General features: G+C 69.7%; 21 protein-coding genes and 1 tRNA gene. 20 read left to right on the top strand and 2 right to left on the bottom strand.

From position 1 onward, the window contains the following. Positions 1 to 22: 22 nt before the first annotated feature. Complete coding sequence (locus N7L95_RS06045; RefSeq protein WP_494516327.1) at positions 23 to 1,294, bottom strand: ROK family protein; 1,272 nt, start codon at positions 1,292 to 1,294, stop codon at positions 23 to 25. Positions 1,295 to 1,392: 98 nt separating this feature from the next. On the opposite strand from N7L95_RS06045, the gene N7L95_RS06040 reads away from it, so the two are divergent. The 10 genes from N7L95_RS06040 to N7L95_RS05995 all read left to right on the top strand — a co-directional run bounded on the left by N7L95_RS06040 (position 1,393) and on the right by N7L95_RS05995 (position 8,442). Next, positions 1,393 to 1,944 carry a low molecular weight protein-tyrosine-phosphatase gene (locus N7L95_RS06040; RefSeq protein WP_301258916.1) on the top strand — a complete coding sequence of 184 codons (552 nt, stop codon included), beginning with the start codon at positions 1,393 to 1,395 and terminating at the stop codon, positions 1,942 to 1,944. Positions 1,945 to 2,078: 134 nt separating this feature from the next. Beyond that, positions 2,079 to 2,609, top strand: coding sequence for a Fe-S cluster assembly transcriptional regulator IscR (iscR, locus tag N7L95_RS06035; protein ID WP_047195414.1), 531 nt, complete (start codon positions 2,079 to 2,081; stop codon positions 2,607 to 2,609). 66 nt (positions 2,610 to 2,675) lie between these two features. Then, a complete protein-coding gene (locus N7L95_RS06030) occupies positions 2,676 to 3,896 on the top strand; it encodes an IscS subfamily cysteine desulfurase (RefSeq protein WP_301258915.1) in 1,221 nt (406 codons plus the stop codon). A 30-nt stretch (positions 3,897 to 3,926) separates the two neighbouring features. After that, on the top strand, positions 3,927 to 4,319 hold the full coding sequence (iscU, locus tag N7L95_RS06025) for a Fe-S cluster assembly scaffold IscU (protein ID WP_301258914.1): 393 nt from the start codon (positions 3,927 to 3,929) through the stop codon (positions 4,317 to 4,319). A 19-nt stretch (positions 4,320 to 4,338) separates the two neighbouring features. Beyond that, positions 4,339 to 4,662 carry an iron-sulfur cluster assembly protein IscA gene (iscA, locus tag N7L95_RS06020; protein WP_301258913.1) on the top strand — a complete coding sequence of 108 codons (324 nt, stop codon included), beginning with the start codon at positions 4,339 to 4,341 and terminating at the stop codon, positions 4,660 to 4,662. Between the two features lie 119 nt (positions 4,663 to 4,781). Continuing rightward, entirely contained in the window at positions 4,782 to 5,300 is a 519-nt protein-coding gene (gene hscB, locus N7L95_RS06015) for a Fe-S protein assembly co-chaperone HscB (RefSeq protein WP_301258912.1), read from the top strand. A 52-nt stretch (positions 5,301 to 5,352) separates the two neighbouring features. After that, positions 5,353 to 7,209 carry a Fe-S protein assembly chaperone HscA gene (gene hscA / locus N7L95_RS06010; RefSeq protein WP_301258911.1) on the top strand — a complete coding sequence of 619 codons (1,857 nt, stop codon included), beginning with the start codon at positions 5,353 to 5,355 and terminating at the stop codon, positions 7,207 to 7,209. Between the two features lie 11 nt (positions 7,210 to 7,220). Continuing rightward, positions 7,221 to 7,559 (top strand): ISC system 2Fe-2S type ferredoxin, encoded by a 339-nt coding sequence (fdx, locus tag N7L95_RS06005; protein WP_301258910.1) that lies wholly within the window; start codon positions 7,221 to 7,223, stop codon positions 7,557 to 7,559. A 40-nt stretch (positions 7,560 to 7,599) separates the two neighbouring features. Next, complete coding sequence (gene dnaQ, locus N7L95_RS06000; protein ID WP_301258909.1) at positions 7,600 to 8,307, top strand: DNA polymerase III subunit epsilon; 708 nt, start codon at positions 7,600 to 7,602, stop codon at positions 8,305 to 8,307. Between the two features lie 60 nt (positions 8,308 to 8,367). Then, positions 8,368 to 8,442, top strand: a tRNA-Val gene (locus N7L95_RS05995). A 101-nt stretch (positions 8,443 to 8,543) separates the two neighbouring features. Here N7L95_RS05995 and N7L95_RS05990 read toward each other — a convergent pair. Then, the gene (locus tag N7L95_RS05990; RefSeq protein WP_301258908.1) at positions 8,544 to 8,933 is read right to left on the bottom strand and encodes a hypothetical protein; all 390 of its coding nucleotides are present in this window, start codon (positions 8,931 to 8,933) and stop codon (positions 8,544 to 8,546) included. 260 nt (positions 8,934 to 9,193) lie between these two features. Between N7L95_RS05990 and N7L95_RS05985 the strand changes: the two genes are divergently transcribed. The 10 genes from N7L95_RS05985 to N7L95_RS05940 are packed head-to-tail and all read left to right on the top strand — an operon-like array spanning position 9,194 to position 23,317. After that, complete coding sequence (locus N7L95_RS05985) at positions 9,194 to 10,915, top strand: DUF2138 family protein (protein ID WP_301258907.1); 1,722 nt, start codon at positions 9,194 to 9,196, stop codon at positions 10,913 to 10,915. Further along, on the top strand, positions 10,912 to 11,631 hold the full coding sequence (locus N7L95_RS05980) for a DUF1175 family protein (protein ID WP_301258906.1): 720 nt from the start codon (positions 10,912 to 10,914) through the stop codon (positions 11,629 to 11,631). Before N7L95_RS05985 ends, N7L95_RS05980 begins: the two co-directional genes overlap by 4 nt. A 3-nt stretch (positions 11,632 to 11,634) precedes the next feature. Beyond that, on the top strand, positions 11,635 to 16,341 hold the full coding sequence (locus N7L95_RS05975) for an MG2 domain-containing protein (protein WP_301258905.1): 4,707 nt from the start codon (positions 11,635 to 11,637) through the stop codon (positions 16,339 to 16,341). Between the two features lie 29 nt (positions 16,342 to 16,370). Continuing rightward, on the top strand, positions 16,371 to 18,116 hold the full coding sequence (locus N7L95_RS05970) for a DUF2300 domain-containing protein (RefSeq protein WP_301258904.1): 1,746 nt from the start codon (positions 16,371 to 16,373) through the stop codon (positions 18,114 to 18,116). Continuing rightward, entirely contained in the window at positions 18,117 to 18,878 is a 762-nt protein-coding gene (locus N7L95_RS05965) for a YfaP family protein (protein WP_301258903.1), read from the top strand. After that, a complete protein-coding gene (locus N7L95_RS05960; protein WP_435870063.1) occupies positions 18,853 to 19,677 on the top strand; it encodes a YfaP family protein in 825 nt (274 codons plus the stop codon). Before N7L95_RS05965 ends, N7L95_RS05960 begins: the two co-directional genes overlap by 26 nt. A 25-nt stretch (positions 19,678 to 19,702) precedes the next feature. Beyond that, the gene (locus tag N7L95_RS05955) at positions 19,703 to 20,317 is read left to right on the top strand and encodes a hypothetical protein (RefSeq protein ID WP_301258901.1); all 615 of its coding nucleotides are present in this window, start codon (positions 19,703 to 19,705) and stop codon (positions 20,315 to 20,317) included. A gap of 11 nt (positions 20,318 to 20,328) precedes the next feature. Then, the gene (locus tag N7L95_RS05950) at positions 20,329 to 21,699 is read left to right on the top strand and encodes an AMP-binding protein (protein ID WP_301258900.1); all 1,371 of its coding nucleotides are present in this window, start codon (positions 20,329 to 20,331) and stop codon (positions 21,697 to 21,699) included. Further along, positions 21,696 to 22,265, top strand: coding sequence for a nicotinamide riboside transporter PnuC (gene pnuC / locus N7L95_RS05945; protein WP_301258899.1), 570 nt, complete (start codon positions 21,696 to 21,698; stop codon positions 22,263 to 22,265). Before N7L95_RS05950 ends, pnuC begins: the two co-directional genes overlap by 4 nt. Then, complete coding sequence (locus N7L95_RS05940) at positions 22,262 to 23,317, top strand: AAA family ATPase (protein WP_301258898.1); 1,056 nt, start codon at positions 22,262 to 22,264, stop codon at positions 23,315 to 23,317. The genes pnuC and N7L95_RS05940 overlap by 4 nt, the downstream gene beginning before the upstream one ends. The last annotated feature ends 286 nt before the right edge of the window (positions 23,318 to 23,603 follow it).

The raw sequence follows: 23,603 nt of genomic DNA, 5'->3' as shown, positions 1-23,603 counted from the left end.
GGCGGCCCACCAGCCGCTGCGCTCAGCCGGCGTCCGCCGCGATCATGCTGCTGGCCTGCTGCGTGGCGTCCGACAAGGGTCGCACCTGGTAGTGGATCACCGCGGCTGCGGCGCCCACTGCGTGGGCCAGGCGTCCGAAGCGCGCCTGCCGCACCAGTGGCGGCTGCAGCCCGGCCGCTTCCGCATAGTGAGCGAGGCGCTCGCGGGCCGGCCCCAGCAGCGATTCGCCGAGTTCGCAGGTGGGCCCGCCCAGCACGATCAGCGCTGGGTCGAAGGCCGCCCAGAGGTTCTGCAGCAACAGCCCGATGTAGTGCCCGGCGCGCTCCAGTGCGGCACCGATCGCCTCGTCGTGCACCGCCTGCCCGGTCGCGAACACCGAGGCTGGCAGGCTGCGCAGCAGCATGGCCGGGTCTCGAGTGACCGGCGCACTGTCTTGGCCGAGCACCGCCTGCACCAGCGCTGCCAGCCCCACGAACGCCTCGGCGCAACCGCGCCGCCCGCAACTGCAGCGGGGGCCCTGGGCGTCGAGCACGGTGTGGCCGATCTCCCCGGCAAAGCCGCCGGCGCCGGTCAGCAATCGGTCGTTGACGACGATGCCCGCGCCCACGCCCGTGCCGAGGCCCAGGAAGACCAGCGGCTCGGACACCGGGGGCTCGCCGAACTCGAACTCGCCCAAGGCAGCCACATCGGCATCGTTCTGCACATACAGGGGCAGCTGGGCGGCCGGGCCTCCGGCCAATGCGTCGCGCAGCAGGTCGCGCAGCGGCACGCCTTTCCAGCCCAGGTTCGGAGCGAAGCGCAGCATGCCGGTGCGTTCATCGACGGCGCCCGGCACCCCCAGGCCCAGCCCCACGACGCCGCGCCGGCGCAGCTCGGGGTCTTCGAGCAAGGCATGCACCATCATCGCGACCCGCTCGCAGGTCTGCGCGGGCGATGCAATGTCGACCGGGCCGCTGTGCTCGGCCAGGATCTTGCCGACCAGATTGGTGGCCACCACGGTGGCCGACGCCAGGCCCAGGTCCACCCCGATGAAGGCGAGGCGGTGTTCGTCCAGCATCAGCGGCGTCGGCGGGCGGCCGGTGCCGCGCGCCTGTAGCGGCTGCGGTTCGGCTTCGACCTCTACCAGCCAGCCCTCCTCGATCAGCTCCTGCGAGAGCAGGCTGATGGTCGATTTCGTCAGACCCAAGGCCTGGGCCAGGTCAGCCCGCGAGCTCCCCGGCGCCTGCCGGACCTGTCGTATCACGGCACTGCGGTTGAGACGCTTCAGGAGCCGATGGTCACCAGTGATGGACATAGGTAAGGCCGAGCTGGAAAGCCGGGGATTATGCCGGGCTGCCCGCCGGCAGGCGGGCGCCGCCGGGCGGCCGCGGGTCGGCCCCTTAGACTGGCGCCATGGCCAGCTCCGACCCTGTACTTTCGTTACGCCTCTTGTTTGTCTGCACTGCCAACATCTGCCGTTCGCCAAGCGCCGAGGGCGTGTTCCGGCATCTGGTACAAAAAACCTCGCTGGCATCTCGATTGCTTGTCGATTCCGCGGGCACCCATGGCTACCGCCTGGGAGAGCCGCCGGATCCGCGCGCGCTGGCGCATGCACAGCGTCGCGGCTACGACCTGTGTGCATTGCGCTCGCGCCAGGTGGTGCCGGCGGACTTCGAGCGCTTCGACCTGATCCTCGCCATGGACCACGAGAACCTCGACTGCCTGCGTGCCGCCTGTCCGCCGGAGTACCGACACAAGCTGCGCCGGTTGATGGAATTTGCGCAGCGCCACGCCAAAGAGGAGGTGCCCGATCCCTATCACGGCTCGCCAGCCGGCTTCGATGTGGTCCTGGACTACCTGGAAGACGCCTGTGCCGGGCTGCTTGACCACCTGCTCGCGCAAGCGGCGCAGGATCCTGCCGGTTCTTCGCCTCAGAACTTGACTAAAAAAGTAGGCTTCACGTAAAATTCGAGTAAATCAGTCGGGAAATCACCGCACGGGAAACAACCGAAGGGCCACCGAGGGTTTACCCGAATCACCTGTTGTTTTGGGTTCAACACACCTTCAGCAGAGCTAGCTGAACGATTAAGGAGCTTGCCATGCGTCTTACCACCAAAGGTCGTTTTGCCGTCACTGCCATGATCGATCTCGCATTGCGGGAGCATCAAGGGCCGGTTGCGCTGGCGGCCATCAGCCAGCGCCAGCAGATTTCGCTGTCCTATCTGGAGCAGCTGTTCGGCAAGCTGCGTCGGCATGAACTGGTGGAAAGCACCCGTGGGCCGGGCGGCGGCTACTCGCTGGGCCGCAAGGCCGAGGAAATCACGGTGGCCGACATCATCGTGGCCGTGGACGAGCCGATCGATGCGACCGGCTGTGGCGGCAAGGAAAATTGCATGAGCGACCAGGGCCGCTGCATGACCCATGACCTGTGGGCCAGCCTGAATGCCAAGATGATCGAGTACCTCGATTCCATCACGCTGCGCAAGCTGGTCGAAGACCAGATTGCCCGGGGCATCTCGATCGAGGAGCAACCGGTCAAGCGTGCCATCTCCAGCCAGCCCGTCGTCAAGCCGATCAAGGTCAATGCACCGAATTCGGTCTTCGCGCTGGGCAACGCCTTCTCGAAGTAACCCGCTGTTCCCACTCCCGCTTTCTCTCCAGCCAGCCGGAGCCGAGCGGCTCCTGATGCAAGCACCATGGACATGACTCCCCACTTCCCCATCTACCTGGATTACGGCGCGACGACGCCGGTGGATCCGCGCGTGGTCGACGCGATGATTCCGTGGCTGCGCGAGCATTTCGGCAACCCTGCTTCCCGCAGCCACGCCTGGGGCTGGGAAGCCGAAGAGGCGGTCGAGAAGGCGAGGACCCAGGTGGCGCAGTTGATCAACGCTGATCCGCGCGAGATCGTCTGGACGTCCGGCGCCACCGAGTCGAACAACCTAGCCCTCAAGGGTGCAGCGCAGTTCTACAAGACCAAGGGCAAGCACCTCGTCACTGTCAAGACCGAGCACAAGGCGGTGCTGGACACCTGCCGCGAGCTGGAGCGCCAGGGCTTCGAGGTGACCTACCTCGACGTACAGGAAAACGGCCTGCTGGACCTCGAGAAGTTCAAGGCCGCGCTGCGGCCGGACACCATCCTGGCCTCGGTGATGTTCGTCAACAACGAGATCGGCGTGATCCAGGACGTCACCGCCATCGGCAATCTGTGCCGGGAGCGTGGCATCATTTTCCATGTTGACGCTGCGCAAGCCACCGGCAAGGTGGAGATCGACCTGGCCACGTTGCCGATCGATCTGATGAGCCTGGCGTCTCACAAGACCTACGGCCCGAAGGGCATCGGCGCACTGTATGTGCGCCGCAAGCCGCGGGTGCGTCTGGAGGCGCAGATGCACGGCGGCGGCCATGAGCGCGGCATGCGTTCCGGCACCCTGCCGACACACCAGATCGTCGGCATGGGCGAGGCGTTCCGCATCGCCCGCGAGGAAATGGCGACCGAGCATCAGCGCATCCGCGCGCTGCAGCAACGCCTGCTGGACGGCCTGAAGGACATCGAGCAGGTGTTTGTCAACGGCGACCTGGAGCGCCGCGTTCCGCACAACCTGAACATCTCCTTCAATTTCGTCGAGGGCGAGTCGCTGATCATGGGCGTCAAGGGCATTGCCGTGTCGTCCGGGTCGGCCTGCACTTCGGCCAGCCTGGAGCCGAGCTATGTGCTGCGTGCGCTGGGCCGCAGCGACGAACTCGCGCATTCGTCCCTGCGCATGACGATCGGCCGCTTCACGACCGAAGAGGAGATCGACCATGCGGTCAGCCTCCTCAAGGACCGTGTGGCCAAGCTGCGCGAGCTGTCCCCGCTGTGGGAGATGTACAAGGACGGCGTGGATCTCAGCACGATCCAGTGGGCCGCCCACTGACCGAACAAGTGCTAGTAGTAGGAGAGTGACATGGCTTACAGCGACAAGGTGATCGACCATTACGAGAACCCCCGCAACGTGGGTTCCTTCGAAAAGGGCGACGAGACGGTGGGTACCGGTATGGTGGGCGCTCCGGCCTGCGGCGACGTGATGAAGCTGCAGATCAAGGTCAATCCGAGCACCGGGGTGATCGAGGATGCGCGCTTCAAGACCTATGGCTGCGGTTCGGCCATCGCGTCCAGCTCGCTGGTCACCGAATGGGTGAAGGGCAAGACGCTGGACGAGGCGATCAGCATCAAGAACACGCAGATCGCCCAGGAACTGGCGCTGCCGCCGGTCAAGATCCACTGCTCCATCCTGGCAGAGGACGCCATCAAGGCCGCGGTGGAAGACTACAAGGCCAAGGCGGCCGCCACGGCCTGATCGAGCAGGCACATACACGATGGCTGTGACACTGACCGAAGCCGCAGCGCGGCACGTGACGCGCTACCTCGCCAAACGCGGGCGGGGAGTTGGAGTGCGCCTGGGGGTCAAGACCACCGGCTGCTCCGGCATGGCCTACAAGCTCGAATATGCCGACGAAGTGGCGCCGGAAGATTACATTTTCGAAGGCCACGGCGTGAAGGTGCTGGTCGATCCAAAGAGCCTGCCTTACCTCGAGGGCACGCAGCTCGACTTCGTGCGCGAGGGCCTGAACGAGGGCTTCCGCTTCAACAACCCCAACGAGAAGGATCGCTGCGGCTGTGGCGAATCGTTCCGGATCTGAAGCTTCAGATCTGAACCAAAACCGGTCGGCGGGAGGCGCGGGGAGGGCCCCCGCCTGCATGGGACGATGACACAACGATTCAGCGACGCGCCGGCTCTCGGGCGCACGGGATGCAGGCGATGAAGCTGGACGTGGACGATTTCGAGCTGTTCGGGATACCGCGGCGCTTCACGGTCGCCCGCGACGTGCTCGATGCGCGCTGGAAGGCCTTGCAGGCCGAGGTGCACCCCGACCGCTTTGCGGCCCAAGGGGCCGGTGCGCAGCGCGCTGCGATGCAGTGGGCCGTGCGGGTCAACGAGGCCTACCAGCGCCTGAAAGACCCGCTCAAGCGCGGCGCCTACCTGTGCGAGCTGCACGGTGCGCCGATCAAGGCCGAAAGCAATACCGCGATGCCGCACGCCTTCCTGCAGCAGCAGATGGAATGGCGTGAGGCCCTTGAGGAAGCGGCTGGCCTTGAGCCGCTGGAGGCGCTGGCCGCCGAGGTGGCGGAGCGGCGCCGCACGATGCTGGCGACCCTGCAAGACGAGCTCGACGATCGGCATGATCCTGCCGCGGCGGCCCAGCAGGTCAGAGCCCTCATGTTCGTCGAGCGTTTCGCCGAGGAAGTCGATCGCAAGCTGGAAGCCTTGGGACAATAGAAGGCAGAAGAAAGAAACCCGAGGCTCGCGCCCCACGTTCCCGTCCTACACCATGGCATTGCTACAGATCTCCGAACCGGGCCAGTCGCCGGACCCGCATCAGCGCCGCATCGCGGTCGGCATCGACCTAGGCACCACCCACTCCCTCGTCGCGGCGGTGCGCCACGGCCTGCCGGAATGCCTGCCGGACGACCATGGCCGTGCCATCCTGCCCTCGGCCGTGCGCTACCTCGGCGAAGGCCGCCGCCAGATTGGCCATGCAGCCTTGGCGGAGCAGGCCAACGACCCCGAGAACACCATCGTCTCGGTCAAGCGCTTCATGGGGCGTTCGGTGGCGGACATCGAGGGACGCGAGAAGCTGCCCTACGAGTTCATCGACACGCCGGGCATGCTGCAGCTCGCCACGCGGGAAGGCCCGAAGTCACCGGTGGAGGTGTCGGCCGAGATCCTCGCGACGCTGCGCTTCAGGGCCGAGGACACCTTCAACGACGACTTGTTCGGCGCGGTGATCACCGTGCCGGCCTATTTCGACGACGCGCAGCGCCAGGCCACCAAGGATGCCGCCAAGCTGGCCGGCCTGCATGTGCTGCGCCTGATCAACGAGCCGACCGCGGCGGCCATCGCCTATGGGCTGGAGAACGGGTCCGAAGGCCTCTATGCGGTCTATGACCTGGGTGGCGGCACCTTCGACATTTCGCTGCTGCGCCTGACCAAGGGTGTCTTCGAGGTGGTGGCGACCGGTGGCGACTCGGCGCTCGGCGGTGACGACTTCGACCGTGCGCTGGCCGACTGGGCCTTGCAGCAGGCCGGGCTGGCTGCCGACTCTGCGCACGACAAGCGGGCGGTGCTGGTCGCGGCCCGCGCGGCCAAGGAAGCGCTGACCGAGGCCACATCGGCGCGGCTGCGCTGCAGCCTGGCGGGTGGCGACATCGACCTGCCGATCGATCGCGCCCAGTTCGACCGGCTCACCGCCTCGCTGGTGGACCGCACCCTGCTGTCGGTGCGCAAGGTGCTGCGCGATGCCAAGGTCGACAAGCAGGAGGTGCAGGGTGTCGTGATGGTGGGCGGCTCGACCCGCATGCCGCGCATCCAGGCCGCGGTGGGCGAGTACTTCGGCCAGGCGCCGCTGACCAACCTGAACCCGGACGAGGTGGTGGCGCTGGGCGCTGCGGTGCAGGCCAACGCCCTGGCCGGAAACCGCGAGAACGGCGAGTTGCTGCTGCTGGACGTGATCCCGCTGTCGCTCGGACTCGAGACCATGGGCGGGTTGGTCGAGCGCATCATCCCGCGCAACAGCACCATCCCGACCGCCCGCGCCCAGGACTTCACCACCTTCAAGGATGGCCAGACCGCGATGGCCATCCACGTCGTGCAAGGTGAGCGTGAGCTGGTGAGCGACTGCCGCTCGCTGGCCCGCTTCGAACTGCGCGGCATCCCGCCGATGGCTGCGGGTGCGGCGCGCATCCGGGTCAGCTTCCAGGTCGATGCCGATGGCCTGCTGAACGTGTCGGCTCGCGAGGAGGGCTCGGGTGTCGAGGCGGCCATTGCGGTCAAGCCCAGCTACGGCCTGAGCGACGACGAGATCGCCCGCATGCTGCACGAGAGCTTCAGCACCGCCGAGAGCGACATGAAGCTGCGTGCGCTGCGTGAGGCCCGGGTGGAAGCCGAGCGCCTGCTGCTGGCCACGCAGGTGGCGCTCGAGCGCGACGGCGACCTGCTGGCGCCCGAGGAGCGCGCCTCCATCGATGCACTCACGGCTGCCGTGGCGCGCGCGGCGCAACAGGAAGACCACCGCGTGATTGAAGCCGCGCTGGAAGACCTGGCCAAGGGCACCGAGAGCTTCGCGGCCGAGCGCATGAACCGCAGCATCCGCCAGGCGCTGGCGGGACGCAGCGTCGAAGAGGTCTGATTCCCTACACCATGCCCATCATCAAGATTCTGCCCCACAACGACTTCTGCCCGGAAGGCGCCGAGATCCAGGCGCCGGCCGGCACCTCGATCTGCGAGGCGCTGCTCGACAACGACATCGCGATCGAGCACGCCTGCGAGATGAGTTGCGCCTGCACCACCTGCCACGTCATCGTGCGCCAGGGCGGCGACTCGCTCAACGAGCCCGAGGAAGGCGAGGAGGACATGCTGGACCGCGCCTGGGGCCTGGAGCCGCAGTCGCGGCTGTCTTGCCAGGCGATCCTGGCGCAGCAGGACGTGACGATCGAAATCCCCAAGTATTCGATCAATCACGCGAGAGAGAACCACTGAGCCGGCGCGGCCGCAGCGGCCGCTTCGCGATAATCGCCGCATGACGCGACAGATCTTCTTCGACACCGAAACCACCGGCCTGAGCCCGGAGTCCGGCGACCGCATCATCGAAATCGGTTGCGTGGAGATGGTGAACCGCCGGTTGACCGGCAACAACAAGCACTTCTACGTCAACCCGGAGCGCCCGAACCATGAGGACGCGGTGAAGATCCACGGGTTGACCGACGAGTTCCTGGCGGACAAGCCGGTGTTCGCCGCCATTGCGGACGAGCTGCTCGACTACCTGGCCGGGGCCGAGATCATCATCCACAACGCCAGCTTCGACGTCGGCTTCCTCGACGCCGAGCTCAAGCGCCTGGGGCGCCCGAAGTTCCACACGCTGGTGGCGGGTGTGACCGACAGCCTGCTGATGGCGCGCGAGATGTTCCCCGGCAAGTCGAACTCGCTGGACGCGCTGTGCAAGCGGCTGGAGGTCGACAACTCAAGCCGTACGCTGCACGGCGCCCTGCTCGATGCCGGCTTGCTGGCCGAGGTCTACATCCAGATGACGCGCGGCCAGGAGTCGCTGGTCATCGAGGCCGATGAGGGTGGGCCGCAGGAGCTGGAAGTGGAACGCATTGATCTGAGCCAGTTCCAGCTGCCGGTGCTGCTGGCCACCGAGGCCGAGACGGTCGAGCACGAGGCGGTTTTGGTCCAGCTCGATAAATCTTCGTCGGGGGCTACCATTTGGCGAAAAGTTCTGCCATAATTGCGTTCTTCGGTCGCAACGACAAACAAACAAGAAGTTGACGACTGAAACCGGAATCCCGGGTGGTTAGCTCAGCGGTAGAGCACTGCCTTCACACGGCAGGGGTCACAGGTTCAATCCCTGTACCACCCACCAATAAGAAGAACGACAAAGCCCTCCTCGTGAGGGCTTTGTCGTTTCTGGAGGGCTGAGGGCTGAGGGCTCCGCGTCGCGTTGCCCAGGTGCGGGGTGGCGAGCTACGCATGCGAATTCGTGAAGCGCTCGAAATCCTGCATGGCGCCGGTGTGCGGGCAGTCCTGCCAGGCCAGCGTGCCCGAGGCAAGGTCGACGGTGTAGAGATCCGTCACTGCCGGGAAGGGCTGGAAGCGGCTCTCGTCCCCTTCGAGGGTCAACACCGCGCCCTGGAAGTGCAGGGCACTGCCGTTGGGGTCGGCGAAGCAGCGTTGCCGCTCACGATCCACCACATACGTGACCGTGCCGAACTGCGCCTGCAGCGTCACATAACGATGGCTGCTGTCGCGCAGGGCGCGCTTGTACCACCGCTCGAAGACGGCGGGGTTCACTGGCCCGCCAATCAACAACGCCATCGCCTCCAGGACCCAGGTCGGCAATTCTTCATGGACCACCGACGCTGCGTCCGCTGCAGGCGTTCGGCTCGTGCCCCTGAAAAGCCGGGCCCAGGCACGCCGAAGTACTTGCATGCTCATCTTTTTCCTTTTGCTGTGATGCTTCTCTCGACTGCACTGCGACATAGTGCGCGGAAATGCCTGCTTCTCGCGCTCGAACCGCTGCCCATCCTCCATCATGGGGGGATGCAGAGCGTGGCTGAGCAGGTATGCTCGCGCGGGCCTCAGATACAAACGGACGCAGAGAGGGAAGGGCAGTTGTGAATCGCAAAGCGCGTTGGTTCGCCATCGGGATGGCGGGCGTGTTGGTGGTGGCGATCGCGGTGGCGGCGCTGACGCGGGGCCGCTTCGCCGGCAGCTTCAATGCGCTGGAGGTGGACCTGGGCCAGCCGGATCTGCTGGTGCGCTCGGCCCGCTTGTCCGCCCTGTCCAAGGACTTGGTCGCCGCGCCGCTGCTGCGCGACATCCTCACCGAAGACTTCGTCCACTACTACGAAGACCACCCGACGCGGCTCTCGCTGCTGGGCACCGTCAAGCGCCTGGCCTATGACCACCAGCTGACCTGGAGCGACCGCTTGGTCGCCACCGTGCTCGACGCGCCCGGCGAGATTGCGCTGTGGCGGGACGGCAAGGGCCGGCCCGAGCACTTCGTGCTGATGCTGGAGCACAACTTGGCGACGCAGGCGGTGCTGCAACTGGCCAAGGTGGCGCTGCCCGATTCGCAGTTGAGCGTGGCCGGTGAGGTCGGGCCGCTGATCGGTCGCAAGAGCACCGTCTATGCAGCGCGCATCAATGCGCGCACCACTTGGTTGTTTGCCTCGCGAGGCGAGCGCACCGTGGTCTTGTCGCATCCCGGCCTGCTGCTGAAGGAGGACGGCTCGGTGTCGGGCCCAGCCGCCGACATTGTGGCGAAGGCCCTGGGCACCGACGCGGGCGAGGTGTCGCCTTTTGCCCGCGACTTCGGTCTGGACGAGCCGCGTGGGCTGCAGCAACAGATCGCAGCGAAGACCGCATTCCTGTCCTTCGGCTACCAGCATTTCTTTCCTGATGTGAAGGCGCTGCGGCTGGACCTGTCGAGCCAAGGCAGCTGGTCGCTGTCGGCCCAGGCCAGCGGTGCTGCGCTGGATCTCTGGCGCGGTGGGGCCACCCGGCTGTGGAGCGCGCTGCCGCGTGCCAGTGCGCTGTGCGCCGCACTGCCGCTCGACCTGTCACGCGCCGAGCCGCTGCTGCAGACGCTGGACGGGGATGCCGGCGTCGCGCTGGCCAAGGACCTGCAGCCGGTGGCCGGCGTTTGCTGGGGCCGCGCCGGTGGACTGTTTGCGCCGACGTTGGCCCTGCAGCTGCGGGACGGTGTCGAAGGCCGGCATGACGAGACGCTGGCGCGCCTGCTGCAGCGGGTCACCGCCGACGCCCGCCGGCCGGCAGCCGACGACGCGGACGATGCCGACGACAGCACCGGTGCTGCCACCGCCGCTCCGTCGGCCGAGCAGGGCGTGCAGGCCAGCACCCTGAGCCGTCCCGCCGGTGGCAAGGTCTGGAAGCGCACGGTGGTGCACGAGTTCGGCGCGGTGAAACACAACGGCCAACGGGCCGACGTCGTCTCCATCGCCCGCCTCGGCCCCACACTGATCGCCTCGACCGATGCACGCGCGGTGGAGCAGGCGGTGGCCGTGGCCGCCAAGACCTACCCGGCCCTTTCGGACAAACCGGTCGACGGCGCGGTGCCGGTGCTCTACATCGACGGCGGCCAGCTGAGCGGGATGTTGGACGCCGAGACCTGGCGCGTGCTCAAGCCGTCGACGGTGCCCACCTTCAGCCGCGTCGCTCGCGAGCTGCTGCCCCCCCGCCTGAAGGCGGTGGCCCGCCTGGGCACGGTGCAGGTGGGCCTGCCGGCCTCGGCCAAGGGTGGCTCGCAAGCCGGCTGGGTGCCGCTGCTGGTGCACCAGGAGGCCGGCAGCAAGCAGGCCGCGGGGACGCCATGACGCTGCTGCGCTTGTCGAGTGGCCGCACCGGCCGGCTCGCTGCTGCGCCGGGCTGGTCACGTCGCCGCCTGCTGCAGGCGGGCCTGCTGGCGTCCTGCCCGATGCCGGCTGCATGGGCCGCGGCGCCTGAGCCGGTGGCTGCGTTGCGGCCGCTGGACGCGGCGCAGTGCCAAGCCTTCCGGCAGTGGTTCGTTGCGTTGGTGGAAGACCAGGTGCTGCGGCCCTCGCCGCGCTGGGTGCACCGCGACTGCGCGGGCCTGGTGCGCTTTGCGGCCGCCGAGGCCTTGCGCCCGCACACGGCGGCCTGGGTGCAGGCGATGGGCTGGAGCAGTGGCAAGCCGCGCCCCCCCGAGCTGGCGCTGGGCGAGGACCAGCGCGGCTGGGCCGGCGCCTGGGCCTTGCCCGAAGGCCGGCGTGCCGCTTACGCACCAGCCATCGCCATCGTGCAGAACAACACCCGCTATGTCGGCAAGAGCCGCACCGACGCATTGCCCGGTGACCTGCTGTTCTTCGACCAGGGGGACGACCAGCACCTGATGGTCTGGACCGGCCGCCGTGTGGCCTATCACAACGGCGCCGAACCCCGGCCCGGCGACAACGGCTTGCGCCAGCTGCCCTGGGAGCAGCTGATGCGCCTGTCCGATACCCGCTGGCGCCCGCATGCCCACAACCCCAACTTCGCCGGGCTGTTCCGCTTCGGCTTCCTGTCGCGCTGAGTCATGCCCTCGACTTCGACCCTGACCCTTTCCGCTTTCCGCCCGTCCCCGCTGCGTCGACTGGGGGCCGGCTTCGCGCTGCTGCTCGCGGCCTTGCTGGCGCTGCTGACGGCCGGCCTCGCCCTGGCTTCCGACGAGGAGGCCGGCTTCCGGCCGCCGCGCGGCGCACCGTTCTTCCTGCTGACCGACAGCAGCTTCTCCAGCACCGACGAAGCCCGCGTGCGGCTGGAGGTGGCCAGTGGCCGCCTGTCGGAGGTGGAGCACGCCGACGGTGCCGACATCGCGCTCTACCGCGTCGAGCGGCCGCTGGACTTCCTGCGCCAGCAGCGCAACCTGCACCGCATCGATGTCAAGGCGGCGGCCCGCCCCGAGGGCCTGGCCAACACGCTGAGCTATCTCTGGGACAGCTGGTGGCGCCGTGCGCGGCAGATCTGGCAGAACCTGTTCAAGGGCGATGTGCGGGTGGCGGTGACCGGGCAGGCGCCGCAGCTGAAGACCTCCAAGGACATCAACAAGGAGACCAGCTACACCTATCCCAGCCCCTACAAGGCGCTGCCGGGCCTGACCGAGGTGCAGCGCCTGCGGTATCCGGTGCAGTTCGCCAAGCCCATCGCACCGCCGGCCGAGCTGAAGCTGGCCGGCTCGTCCAGCGAATTCACGCCGCCGACGGAAGGCAATGTCTACGTGCCGCTGGGCCGCCAGAAGCCGGGCCTCTATGTGGTGGAGGCGGTGGTCGGCCGGCATCGTGCGGTGGCCTTGCTCTTCGTGTCCGACAGTGTGGCGGTGACCAAGACGGCGGGCGACCAGTTCCTGATCTGGACCGCCCTGCGTGAAGGCGGCAAGCCCGCCCAGGCGGAAGTGGTGTGGACCGACCTGGCCGGCGTGCTGGGCTCCGGCCGCACCGACGAGCACGGCGTGCTGGTGGTCGACAAGCCGGTGCCGCAGACCAGCTATGCCTTCGGGGTGGACGGGCAGGGCGGCGTGTTCGTCACCGAGAACTTCTACTACGACAGCGAGATCTACAACGCCAAGCTCTACGCGTACACCGACCGGCCGCTCTACCGACCGGGCGATGAGGTGAACATCCGCCTCTACGGCCGCGAGTTCAGCTCGGCAGTGCGTTCTACCGCCCTGCCGGCCGGCACGGTGGAGGTGCAGGTGCTGGACGCCACCGGCGCGCTGGTGCACAAGGACCGTGTGAACTACCACCCGCAAGACGGTGGCGCGACCCGCTTGCGCCTGCCCGAGAACGCGGTGGCTGGCGGCTATGAGATCGTGATGACGCGTGGCGAGGACAGCTACAGCGCTGCGTTCCGTGTCGCACCGTATGTGAAGCCGCACTACGAGGTGCTGGTGGAGCCGGCGCAAGCCAGCTTCAAGACCGGCGAGAAGATCACTGGCCGGGTGCGCCTGGCCTACCCGGACGGCAAGCCGGTGGCCGGCGCGACGCTGAAGCTGAGCGCACGGGCGCAGGTGCTGACCATGGTCGAAGGCGACCTGCTGTATGGCGGGCTGTTCCCGCTGCAGCTGGCCAGCGACACCGAGCTGAGCACCAACGGTGACGGCGTGGCCCAGTTCGAGCTGCCGCCGGCCAAGGAACCCAGCCGCGTGGTGCTGTCCGTGCTGGCCACCGACGGTGCCGCCACCCGCGTGAAGGCGACCAAGGAGCTGCTGGTGGAGCGCGCCGCGGCCGCCTGGCGGCTGCAGCCCCAGCGCCGTTATGCGGCGCCGGAGGAAAACGTGGCCTGGACCCTGGCGCCCGAGGAGGCGGCGGCCCAGCCGACGCAGCCGGCCAAGTGGGTCGCCCTGCACCAGGAAAGCCAGACCCGCACCGAGGGCAGCCTGGCGGCCGGTGCTCGCAGCCTGCAACTGGCGCTGAAGCGGCCGGGTTCGTACACGGTGGAGCTGCGCGACGCGCAGGACAGCCTGCTGGGCGCGGCACCGTTCTGGGTGTCGGGCGGCGAGCTCAAGCCACCGCAGGGCGCGGTGGAAGTCGTGCTGGACAAGGCGCGCTACCGCGCCGGCGAGACCGCCCGCGCGCTGATCACCTTCCCGGTGGCGGTGGACGATGCGCTGCTGACGCTGGAGCGTGACCGTGTCGAGCAGTACGGCCGCCTGGCCGCGCCGCGCGGCGTGGCCCGCCTGCGTCGCCTCAACGACCGGCAGTGGGAAGCGAGCATCGAGGTGCGTGCCGAGCATGCGCCCAACATCACCTTCTCGGTGGCTTATGTGAAGGGGCAGGAGTTCGGCTTCCAGAACGCCGGGCTGGTGGTGGAGCAGCCGGCCCTGCGCTTGAGCCTGCGCACCGACAAGCCGAGCTATCGTCCGGGCGAGACGGTGGTGCTCGACGTCACGAGTACCGATGCGGCCGGCCGGCCGGCGTCAGCGGTGCTGAGCATCGGGGTGGTCGACGAGATGGTCTACGCGCTGCAGCCCGAACTGGCGCCCAGCGTGCAAGAGTTCTTCTACCACCTGCGCCGCAACAACGTGCGCACCCAGTCCAGCCTGTCCTTCATTTCCTTTGACGAGGCGCTGGACCCGCAGGACGCCAGCTCCATCGGCCAGCAGCGCAACGAGCGCGGCATCAAGCTGCTGGAGCGTCCGCGCCGCGACGAGCGCGACACCGCCTACTTCGCACCGGTGGTGCGCACCGATGCGGCTGGCCGGGCGCAGGTGCGCTTCACCGTGCCCGACGCCCTGACCCGCTGGCGTGTCACTGCCAAGGCGTACGGCACCGGAGGGGCCGATGGGCTGGTGGGCGAGCGGCGGGCGTTTTTCCTGTCCGACCAACCGGTCTTCGCCAAGTGGACCGCGCCGACCTGGCTGCGTGAAGGCGACCGCCCGCAGGCCACGCTGGCCATCTTCAACCAGGGCACGAGCGCGAGCCGGCTGAAGGTGAGCTTCGAGCTGCCCGGCCAGCCGCCCCTGGTGCGTGAGCTGGAAGCCAAGCCGGGGGCCAACTTCCTGGCCACCGAACTGCCGGCGCTGAAGGAAGCGGCCGACGTGAAGGTGGAGATCCAGAGCAACGGCCAGCGGGTCGATGCGCTGCTGACCCGCTTGTCGGTGCTGCCGGTGGCCTGGCAGGGCGAGCAGGAGCAGCTCCTGTCGGTGCCGGCGGGCAGCACCCGGGTGCCGCTGGCGCTGCCGGCCGGGGCCGGCGATGTGCGGCTGCGCGTGCTGCCGAGTGGTGCGGCCTCCTGGTCGCGCGTGGCGGATGCCCTCATCGACTACCCCTATGGCTGCGTCGAGCAGACGGCCAGCCGCATGGTGCCCCTGGCACTGGCGCTGCAGGGCCTGGGTGCCGATGTGCCGGCGCAGTCGCCGCTGCGCCAGCGCCTCTATGCCGCGCGCTTGCGGCTGGCGGCCATGGCAGGCCCGAATGCGGTCTTTGGCTGGTGGGGATCGGGCACCTCCGACAGCGTCTTCCTGAGCGCCTACGCCTACTATGCCGACCAACGTGCCGCCGAGGCGCTCGGCACCAGCCTGCCGGACGGCCATGCCGACGGCCTGCTCGACCTGTACAGCCGCGAAGGCGTGAAGGAGCCGCTGGTGCAGCGGGCCTGGGCGTTGTGGCTGATGCATGAGCTGCAGCTGCCCACCGCCACCATGACCGAAGGCTTGCTCGCCGAGCTTGCCGGCAAGGTGCCGGCGGTGGCCGCACCGGCGGCGGCAAGCGCCGCCAGTGGCGTCGCGGCACCGGCCAGCGCGCCGGTGGCAGCGCCGGCGCCACGGGCCGTCGCGCGTGGTACGGCGGGCGAGCACTGGCTGAGCCGGGACGGCGAGGGCGAAGCCGCCAACGACCTGGCACTTGCCATCGCTGCCCAGCTGGCCCGTGCCGACCGCAAGGAGCTGCCGCCCGCGGTGCGCGCCGCGCTGGAGGCGGCCTATGCCCGGATGGAGGCGTCCGACTCGCTGCTGTCGCAGGCGGTGCTGGTCTGGGCCGGCCGCCGGCCGGTGAGCGGGGAGGCCTTGTCGGCCGCGTTGCAGCGCGCCAGCGAGGCCGAACCCACGGTGGATCGCGCGCTCGCGCTGGCGGTGCTGTCGCGCAGCCAGGGCCTGAGCCTGAAGCCCGAGGCCGCTGCGACCGAGGCGCCGAAGTCGGGCTGGAAGGCCCGCATGACGGCCAGCGGCAACACCGAATACGTGAGCACCGCCGCCCAGCCGCCCGCCGCGGTGGAGTGGAGCGCGCCGACCGCGCAGCCGCTGACCCTCTCGGTGCGCCTGCGCGGCCGCATCGATGCGAGCAAGAACACGCTGGCCGCCGAGGTGACGCGCACGCTGTTCCGGCTCAAGCCCAAGGGCAAGGGCTTCGAGGCGGAGGCGGTGGAGCCGGGCGACGCGCTGTCCACCAGCGAGCTGTACCTCGACATGGTCACCGTCAACTCGCGCCGGCCGCTGTCCTTTGCGCTGGTCGAGCTGGCACTGCCGCCGGGCGCACAGATGGAGCCGAGCACCTGGGGCGTCTCGCTGGTGGATGGCGCCAATAGCGAACCCATCGAGCGGGCGGTGGGCGAGGCCTCCGCCACCGGCTACACCGTGCCGGTCGATGCGCTGGAGGCGGGCAAGTCGGTCGTCTTCCAGCATCTGGTGCGCTTTGGCCAGAAGGGCCGCTTCGCGCTGCCGCCGGCACGGCTGTGGCGCATGTACCAGCCGCAGTCGCAGGCCTTCGAGGCGGTCGAGGGCGGCGTGCTGCGCTGGGAGGTGCGCTGAGGCGGCGCATCCCGGGCAAGGTGGCAGGCATGGCGCATTCCTCTCAGGCGTCCGGCCGCAGGCCGGGGCTGCGGCTGGCCGCCCTGGCGGCGGCCGGCTGCTGCGCCTTTGCCCAGGCGGGAGAACCGGCGCGCGGTGAGCTGCAACTGGCCTGGCTGGATGCCGCCGGCGGCTTCCATGCGGTGGCCCTGGCGCCCGACGGCAGCTCCCGCCCATTGCCGTCCGCTCCCTTCGCGCATGGCGACGAGGTGCCGCTGGGCAGCCTGTGGAAGCTGGCTGCCTATGCGCGGCTGGCCGACAACCCGGTGCGCGAGGGCGACTACACCTGCACCGGCCGGCAGCGCGAGGAGGTCTATTGCTGCGAGCCGGGCCAGCGCATTTCGCGTGGCGCCGCCCTGTGGCGTTCCTGCGGCCTCTATTTCCAGCCCTCGCGCCTGGGCTGGGACCGGCTGCTGCTGGGCGAGACGCTGCAGGCCCTGCCGCCGTCCTTGTCCGTGCTGCAGCAAGCCGGCGGGCTTGGCGAGCGCACCCGGGTGCCGCTGGCCGACTGGCTGGCCTGGCTCGGACGCTGGCCGGCTGCCACGCGCCAGCAGGCCCAGGACGACCTGGCCGGCTACTGGTTGCAAGGCCCGGGCCGCAAGGCGCTCGGCGAGGTGGGCGGGCGGCTGCGCCTGAAGACCTTCACGCTGGAGCGCCGCGAGCCGGGCGCGGCGGGCGAGCGCTGGTCCGGTGCCTCGGGCTGGACGCGCGAGGGCACGCCCCTGTGGATGGCCGCCCGCGGCAGCAGCGCGCAAGTGGTGCCGAGGTGGGCGCCCCTCGTGCTGCGCCACCTCGACGCACAGCGCGAGGCGGGCCAGCCCTGGCCGGCAGCCGACGGCGGCGCGTCCTGCGTCGAGGTGAGCTTCTTCAGCCGCTACCCGCTGCAGGCCATCGAGCCGGCGCCAGCGGCCGAAGGCGTGCTGCCCGATGGTCGATGGCGGGTGCGCTTCGCGAATGGCGTGCAGCTCGACATCGAAAGCCGGCGTGACCTGACATGGCGCCGGGACGCCACGGGGCAGCCGCATCTGCTGGGCCGCTTCACGCTGGACGACTACGTGGCCCGGGTGGTCGACCGCGAAGGCGCCGGCCAGCCCGCTGCTGCCGCCCAGGCCCTGGCGGTGGCGGCCCGCAGCTACGTGCTGGCCAACGGGCAGCCGGGGGCCGGTGGTTGCCTGGCCATTGCCGACAGCAGCGCGCGGCAGCGCGTCGCACCGCGACCGCCCACTGCCGCGGCGCAGGCGGCGGTACGCCACACGGCCGACCTGGTGCTGCAGGGCGCGGAAGGCCGCTACCACAGCACGCGGGCGGGCCGCGACGTGATGGCCTGGACCGACGCCGTGCGAGCGGCGGAGGCCGGGCAGGGCTTCGAGCAGATCCTCGCCAGTGCCTATCCGCGCGCGACGCTGGCCACCGCCGGTGGCCGGGGCAGCCAGGGCTGCGAGCCGCTGCCGCAGGCCGAGCAGTGGCTGGCCGCGCGGCGGGGGCGCTGGCAGCGGCTGCTGGCCGGCGAGGCGGGCTACACCGCGCCACCGCCAGTGCAGGTCTGCCGGTTGCAGCAGGGCCGGGCCCATGCGCTGCGCTCGGCGGCGCGCATCTATGCGGCAGGCCTGCATTCGCTGGAAGACCGGCTGACGCTGGTGCATGAATTTCTCCACCTGGCTTTCTCGGGACACCCCCGGGGCGCCGACGAACACTTCATCGAGCAGCAGGCACGCCGGCTGTTGGGAGTTGATTGAATGAAGCTACTTTGCAAGGCGGTGCTGCTGGCCGCGATGGGCGCGGCACTCGCCGCCCAGGCCCAGGTGGCCGTTGAGCTGCCGCGTGGCGGCTGGCGGGCCACCAGCGGTGACCGCGAGAACGAATTCGTGCAGGAGGTGCACTACCCGGCCTCGCAGGTGCAACTGCGGGCCGACGTGTCGTCGGCGGCCCAGATCCGGGGCCGCATCGCCGGACAGCGCAAGGCGGACGGCCCGGCGACCCTGGTCGTCAATGGCGTGTCGATGCCGCTGGAGACCGACGAATCCGGCCGCTTCGGCCGTCCCTATGCCTTCAGTGCCGGCTCCAACAGTGTCGAGGTGCGCTCTGCCGAAGGGCGCCGCCGCCTGCAGTTCATCGACGGCGGTTCCGGCGCGCGGCCCCGGCTGCGGGTGCTGCTGAGCTGGGACACGCCGGGCACCGACCTGGACCTGCATGTGATCACGCCGGACGGCCAGCACGCCTGGTATGGCCAGCGCGTGATTGCCGGCGGTGCCGCGCTGGACGTGGACGTGACGACCGGCTACGGGCCTGAGATCTTCGCCTCGCCCCGGCCTCAGCGCGGCATCTGGCACGTCTACGTCAACTACTACGGCAGCGGTGGCGACGGCCGGGTCACCAGCACCGCCCAGGTGGCGGTCATCACCGGCGAGGGCACGCCCAGCGAGACCCAGCGCGTGTACCGGGTGCCGCTGCGCGGCACCGGGGACCTTCTCCATGTGGCGAGCTTCAGTGTGCTCTGAACGGCCGCGGTGGCAGGCCGTGCTGGCCTTCCTGCTGGCCCTGGGCGGTGGGGCGGCCAGCCAGGCGGGCGAGGTGCAGCTGGACGGCCCGCGCGGCGGCTGGCGCGACGCCGGCCTGCTGGACGACGAGGACCGCCCCCAGGTGGCCTATCCCTACAACCTGATCGACCGCGGTGCCCAGAAGGGCCGCACGCTGATCCGCGGCCGGCTGCAGGCCATGCAGGGCGAGCGGCGGCCGCACACCCTGGTGGTCAACGGCAACCCCATGCCGCTCTACACCGGCAAGGACGGCGAGTTCGTGCGTCCCTATGCCTTCGGCGCCGGTTCCAACTCCATCGAGGTGCGCAGCCCGGACGGGCGGCCCACGCGCCGGGTGCAGTTCTATGAGACGCGGGGCAACGGCCCCCGGGCTGCGATGCGGCTGATCGCCAGCTGGGACGACAAGCAGGCCGAGGTCGACCTGCACGTCGTCACGCCCGATGGCCAGCACGCCTACTGGGGCTCGCCGGTGCTGCAGGGCGGTGGCGGGCTGGATGTGGACAGTGTCGATGGTGCCGGCCCCGAGATGTTCTCGCTCGCCGCGCCGGTGAAGGGCACCTACCATTTCTATGTGAACTACTGGGGCAACTTCGGCGACGCCGGCTACCACTTCGACGAGACGACGCGCCAGCGCCCGGTCATCACCGTGCGGCTGACGCTGGTGAGCCACGAGAACACCGCCCGCGAGAAGCGCGAGACGGTGGTGGTGCCCCTGCGGCGCATCGGCGACCTGACCTGGGTCAAGTCGGTCGCCTGGTGACGGGCTGAGGCAAGGGGGGCCGGCCATGCATCCACTGCTCGACGTGTTGTCCGGCGTGGCCGAGCCGCGGTCCCTGGTGGTCTGGCTTGCATTGCCGCTGCCGGCCCTGCTTGCCGCCAGCGCCGCCGTGCGCGAGGACCTGCCACGCGCCTGGCGCCGGCTCGGTGCGGCGGCTTTCCTGCTCGCACTGGCTGCCATCGGCCTGCACATCGCGCGGCTGGCCCTGCGGTCGTCGGGCCTGCCAACGGCGCTGTGGCCGCTGGCTGCGCTGGTGCTGCCCTGGCTGCTGCCACCCACGTCGGCGGCGCTTGGCCGGGGGGCGGCGCTGCTGCTGGCCGCCGCCTGGGTGGTGGCGGTCATGGGGTCGCTCGCCCTGCTGCTGGGACGGTGGTTCGACCCCCGGGTGCTGCAGGGCCTGTTGCTGCTGCTCGCCTATCCGCTGGTGACTGTGGCCAGCGTGAGGCACTGGATCACACCGCGTCCGCCCGGCGCGGCAGCACCGCGGTCGTCGTCGACCGTGCCATCGTCACCGCAGGCGACGTCCGTCTCGCCGCGGCCCGCGGACGGCACGCGCCCGGTCAGCGACCGCCTCGCCAGCGACGAGGCCCAGGAAGCGGCCGACAAATACACCCGCGACTGATGGGTAGCGCCATGGCCTTGCTGCCGGCCGACGTGCGTCGCGAGCTGTTCGACCCGCGGCGCTTTCCCCGGCTGTCGGCCCGCGGCCGCGAAATGCTCGCCTGGCTGCGCAGCCACCCGAGCGCACCGCAGTTCCGCAACTACAGCGGCCATCGGCTCGACAGCATGGCCCAGTGGCAGGTGCGCTGGCGCAGCTGGCGGGTGCGCCACGGCCAGGTGGTCATCGGCCCGCAGGGCGAGCCGGCGGCCTGGGTGGCCCGCTTCGTCCGGCGGACCTGGCGCACGGTGCCCCATTGGCAGGGGCGCGGTGCCTGCCCGGCAAGGCTGCAGGACATCGAGCCGGTGACACGTGCCGACCTGAGCGCCCGCATCGACGACTTCGTGCCGCCCGGGCTGCCCCTCGGGCGCGTGCTGTGCTTCAGCACCAGCGGCACCACCGGACACCCGCTGCGCGTGCCCTCGCACCCGCGGGTGGCTGCCGAGTACCTGGCCTACCACCGGCGTGCGCTGGCGCGCTTTGGCCTCGAGCTGCGCGCTGGCACGGGGCAGGTGGGCATCGTGCTGGCCGGCTACCAGCGGCGCTGCTTCACCTACGTCTCGGTCAACCCGCTGCAGGGCGACTGCGGGCTGGCCAAGATCAACCTGCATCCCGGCGAATGGTCGCGCGCGTCGGACCGCGCGGCCTATCTCGACGCATTGGCGCCCGAGCTGATTTCGGGCGACCCGGTCTCGCTCGTGGAGTTGATGCGGCTGCCGCTGCAGCATCGGCCGCGGGCGCTGCTGTCGACCTCGATGGCGCTGTCGCCGGCGTTGCGCAACCGGCTGGCTGAGCGCTTCGCCTGCCCGGTGCTCGACCTGTATTCGATGAACGAGGTCGGCCCCATCGCTGTCTTCGATCCGGCACTGGACGGCTTTGCACTGCTGCAGCCCCGGCTGCATGTGGAGATCCTGGATGCCCAGGGCCGCACCTTGCCGCTGGGCGAGCCGGGCGAAATCACGGTGACCGGCGGCTTCAACCCCTACCTGCCCCTGCTGCGCTACCGCACCGGCGACCATGGCCGCCTCGAGCGGGCCGCCTGCGGCACCTGGGTGCTGCGCGGCCTGCAGGGCCGGGCCCCGGTCCGCTTTCGCACGGCGGACGGACAGTGGCTCAACAACATCGAGGTCACCCATGCCCTGCAGGACTTGGCCTTGACCCGATACGCCCTGCACCAGCACGCCGACGGCATGCTGCGGCTGGCGGTCGACAGCCTGCTGCCGCTGGACGGCCTGGCGCCCGCCTTGCGTGCCCGCCTCGGGCAGCTGCTGGGGCCACTGCCGCTGCAGCTGGAGCCGCTGCACGCCGACGACAAAGTGCGGCAATACACGAGCGATCTGGCATGACGGCGCTCGAAGTCGCGGCCAATCTCGCCACCACGCTGTCCATTGCATTGGCGGCGCGCAACAGCCTGCACACCTGGTGGCCCGGCATCATCGGTTGCGTGCTGTTCGCCGCTGTGTTCCTGCAGGCCAAGCTGTATGCCGACCTGAGCCTGCAGGTGTTCTTCATCGGCACCAGCGTGCTCGGCTGGTGGCGCTGGCGGCGCGGCGAGCAAGCCGGGCAGCCCCCGGTGTCGCGCGTGCCGCCCTGGCAGGTGCTGGCGATGGCACTGGCGGCCATCGCCGTCACGGCGGGCTACGGCACGCTGCTGCACCGGCTCACCGATGCCTATGCGCCTTACCTCGATTCGGCCGTGCTCGCCCTGAGTGTGGTCGCGCAGCTGCTGTTGATGCAGCGGCGGCTCGAGACCTGGCCGGTGTGGCTGGCGGTGAACACCCTGGCGGTACCGCTGTTCGCCTCCCGCGAGCTGCACCTGACCGCGGCGCTGTATGCGTGCTACTGGCTCAATGCCTGGGTCGGCTGGTGGCGCTGGCGGGCCCAGTGGCAGGCGGCAGGAGCGGGCCGATGACGCAGCGACGCTACCGGCTGGGCCTGGTGGTGGGCAAGTTCGCACCGCTGCACGCCGGGCACGAGGCGCTGGTGGCTTTCGCCGCTGCCCGCTGCGAACAGCTGCTGGTGCTGAGCTACAGCCGGCCGGAGTTCCTGGGTTGTGGCGTCGAGGCGCGCCGCCGCTGGCTGGCCGAGCGATTTCCAGCGCACGACTGCGTGGTGCTGGATGACAGCGCCATCGCCCAGCGCTGTGCCGAACGCCGGCTGCCGCCGCGCGGCCTGCCGCCCAACGATGCGGACGATGCCACGCACCAGGACTTCCTCGGCTGGCTGCTGGCCGAGCTGTTGCAGCGCCTGCCGGACGCCATGTTCGGCAGCGAGGCCTATGTGGCGCCCTGCGCAGCGCGTCTGTCGCATCGCCTGGGGCATCCGGTGGACGGCGTGTTGTTCGACCCGCAACGCCGCACGGTGCCGGTGAGCGCCAGCCGGCTGCGCGCCAGTCCGGCGGACTGGGACCGGCACCTCGCATGGCCGGTGCGGGCGTCGCTGGTACAGCGGGTCTGCCTGCTGGGCGGCGAGTCGAGCGGCAAGACCACCCTGGCCGCGGCGCTCGCGGCACGCCACCGCACCACCTGGGTCCCCGAATACGGGCGAGAGCTGTGGGAGCAGCGGGCTGGCCGCCTGCAAGAAGGCGACATGTTGCACATTGCCCGCGAGCAACAGGCGCGTGAGGATGCGGCACTGCGCACGGCCCGCCGTCACCTGTTCTGCGACACCTCGGTGCTCACCACCTGCTTCTACAGCCTGGCGATGTTCGGCCGGGTGCATCCCGAGGTGTTGGCGCGCGCGGGGCGCCGCTATGCCCTGTTGGTGCTGTGCGCTCCCGACTTCGACTTCGTGCAGGACGGTACCCGCCGCGATGCCGGCTTCCGCGCGCGGCAGCACGACTGGTATCTGCAGGCTCTGCAGGAACGCGGCTGGCCGTTCGTGCTGGCACAGGGCTCGCTGCAGCAGCGGCTCGACCGCCTCTCCGCCTACTTGCCCGAGGGCCTGCCAAGCGAGGGAGGCTGAGCGCTTGCGATGTGGTGAGCCGGTGGCGGGCGAGGGCGGGGCTCGCCCGCCACCTGCCCTTGGCGCTGGCGCTCGATCTGGCCCGCTCACCGCCGCGGGCGGCGCGCGCTCGACCGAGCCCGATGGGCGCACCCATCGTCATCCCGGCCGCTGGCCTGATCCCGCTTCCCCCGTTCGAAGGGTGGTGCAGCGAGAAACGTCTCGCTACCATTTCGGCTCGGAGGGGAAGCGGCCGACACGGCGTTCCTCACACAACAAACAAGCTGCTGATCCTGAGGAACCCATG

It is taken from the genome of Eleftheria terrae (genome assembly GCF_030419005.1).
GTDB lineage: Bacteria > Pseudomonadota > Gammaproteobacteria > Burkholderiales > Burkholderiaceae_C > Caldimonas > Caldimonas terrae.
This window is presented reverse-complemented; position numbering and strand designations above follow the sequence as displayed.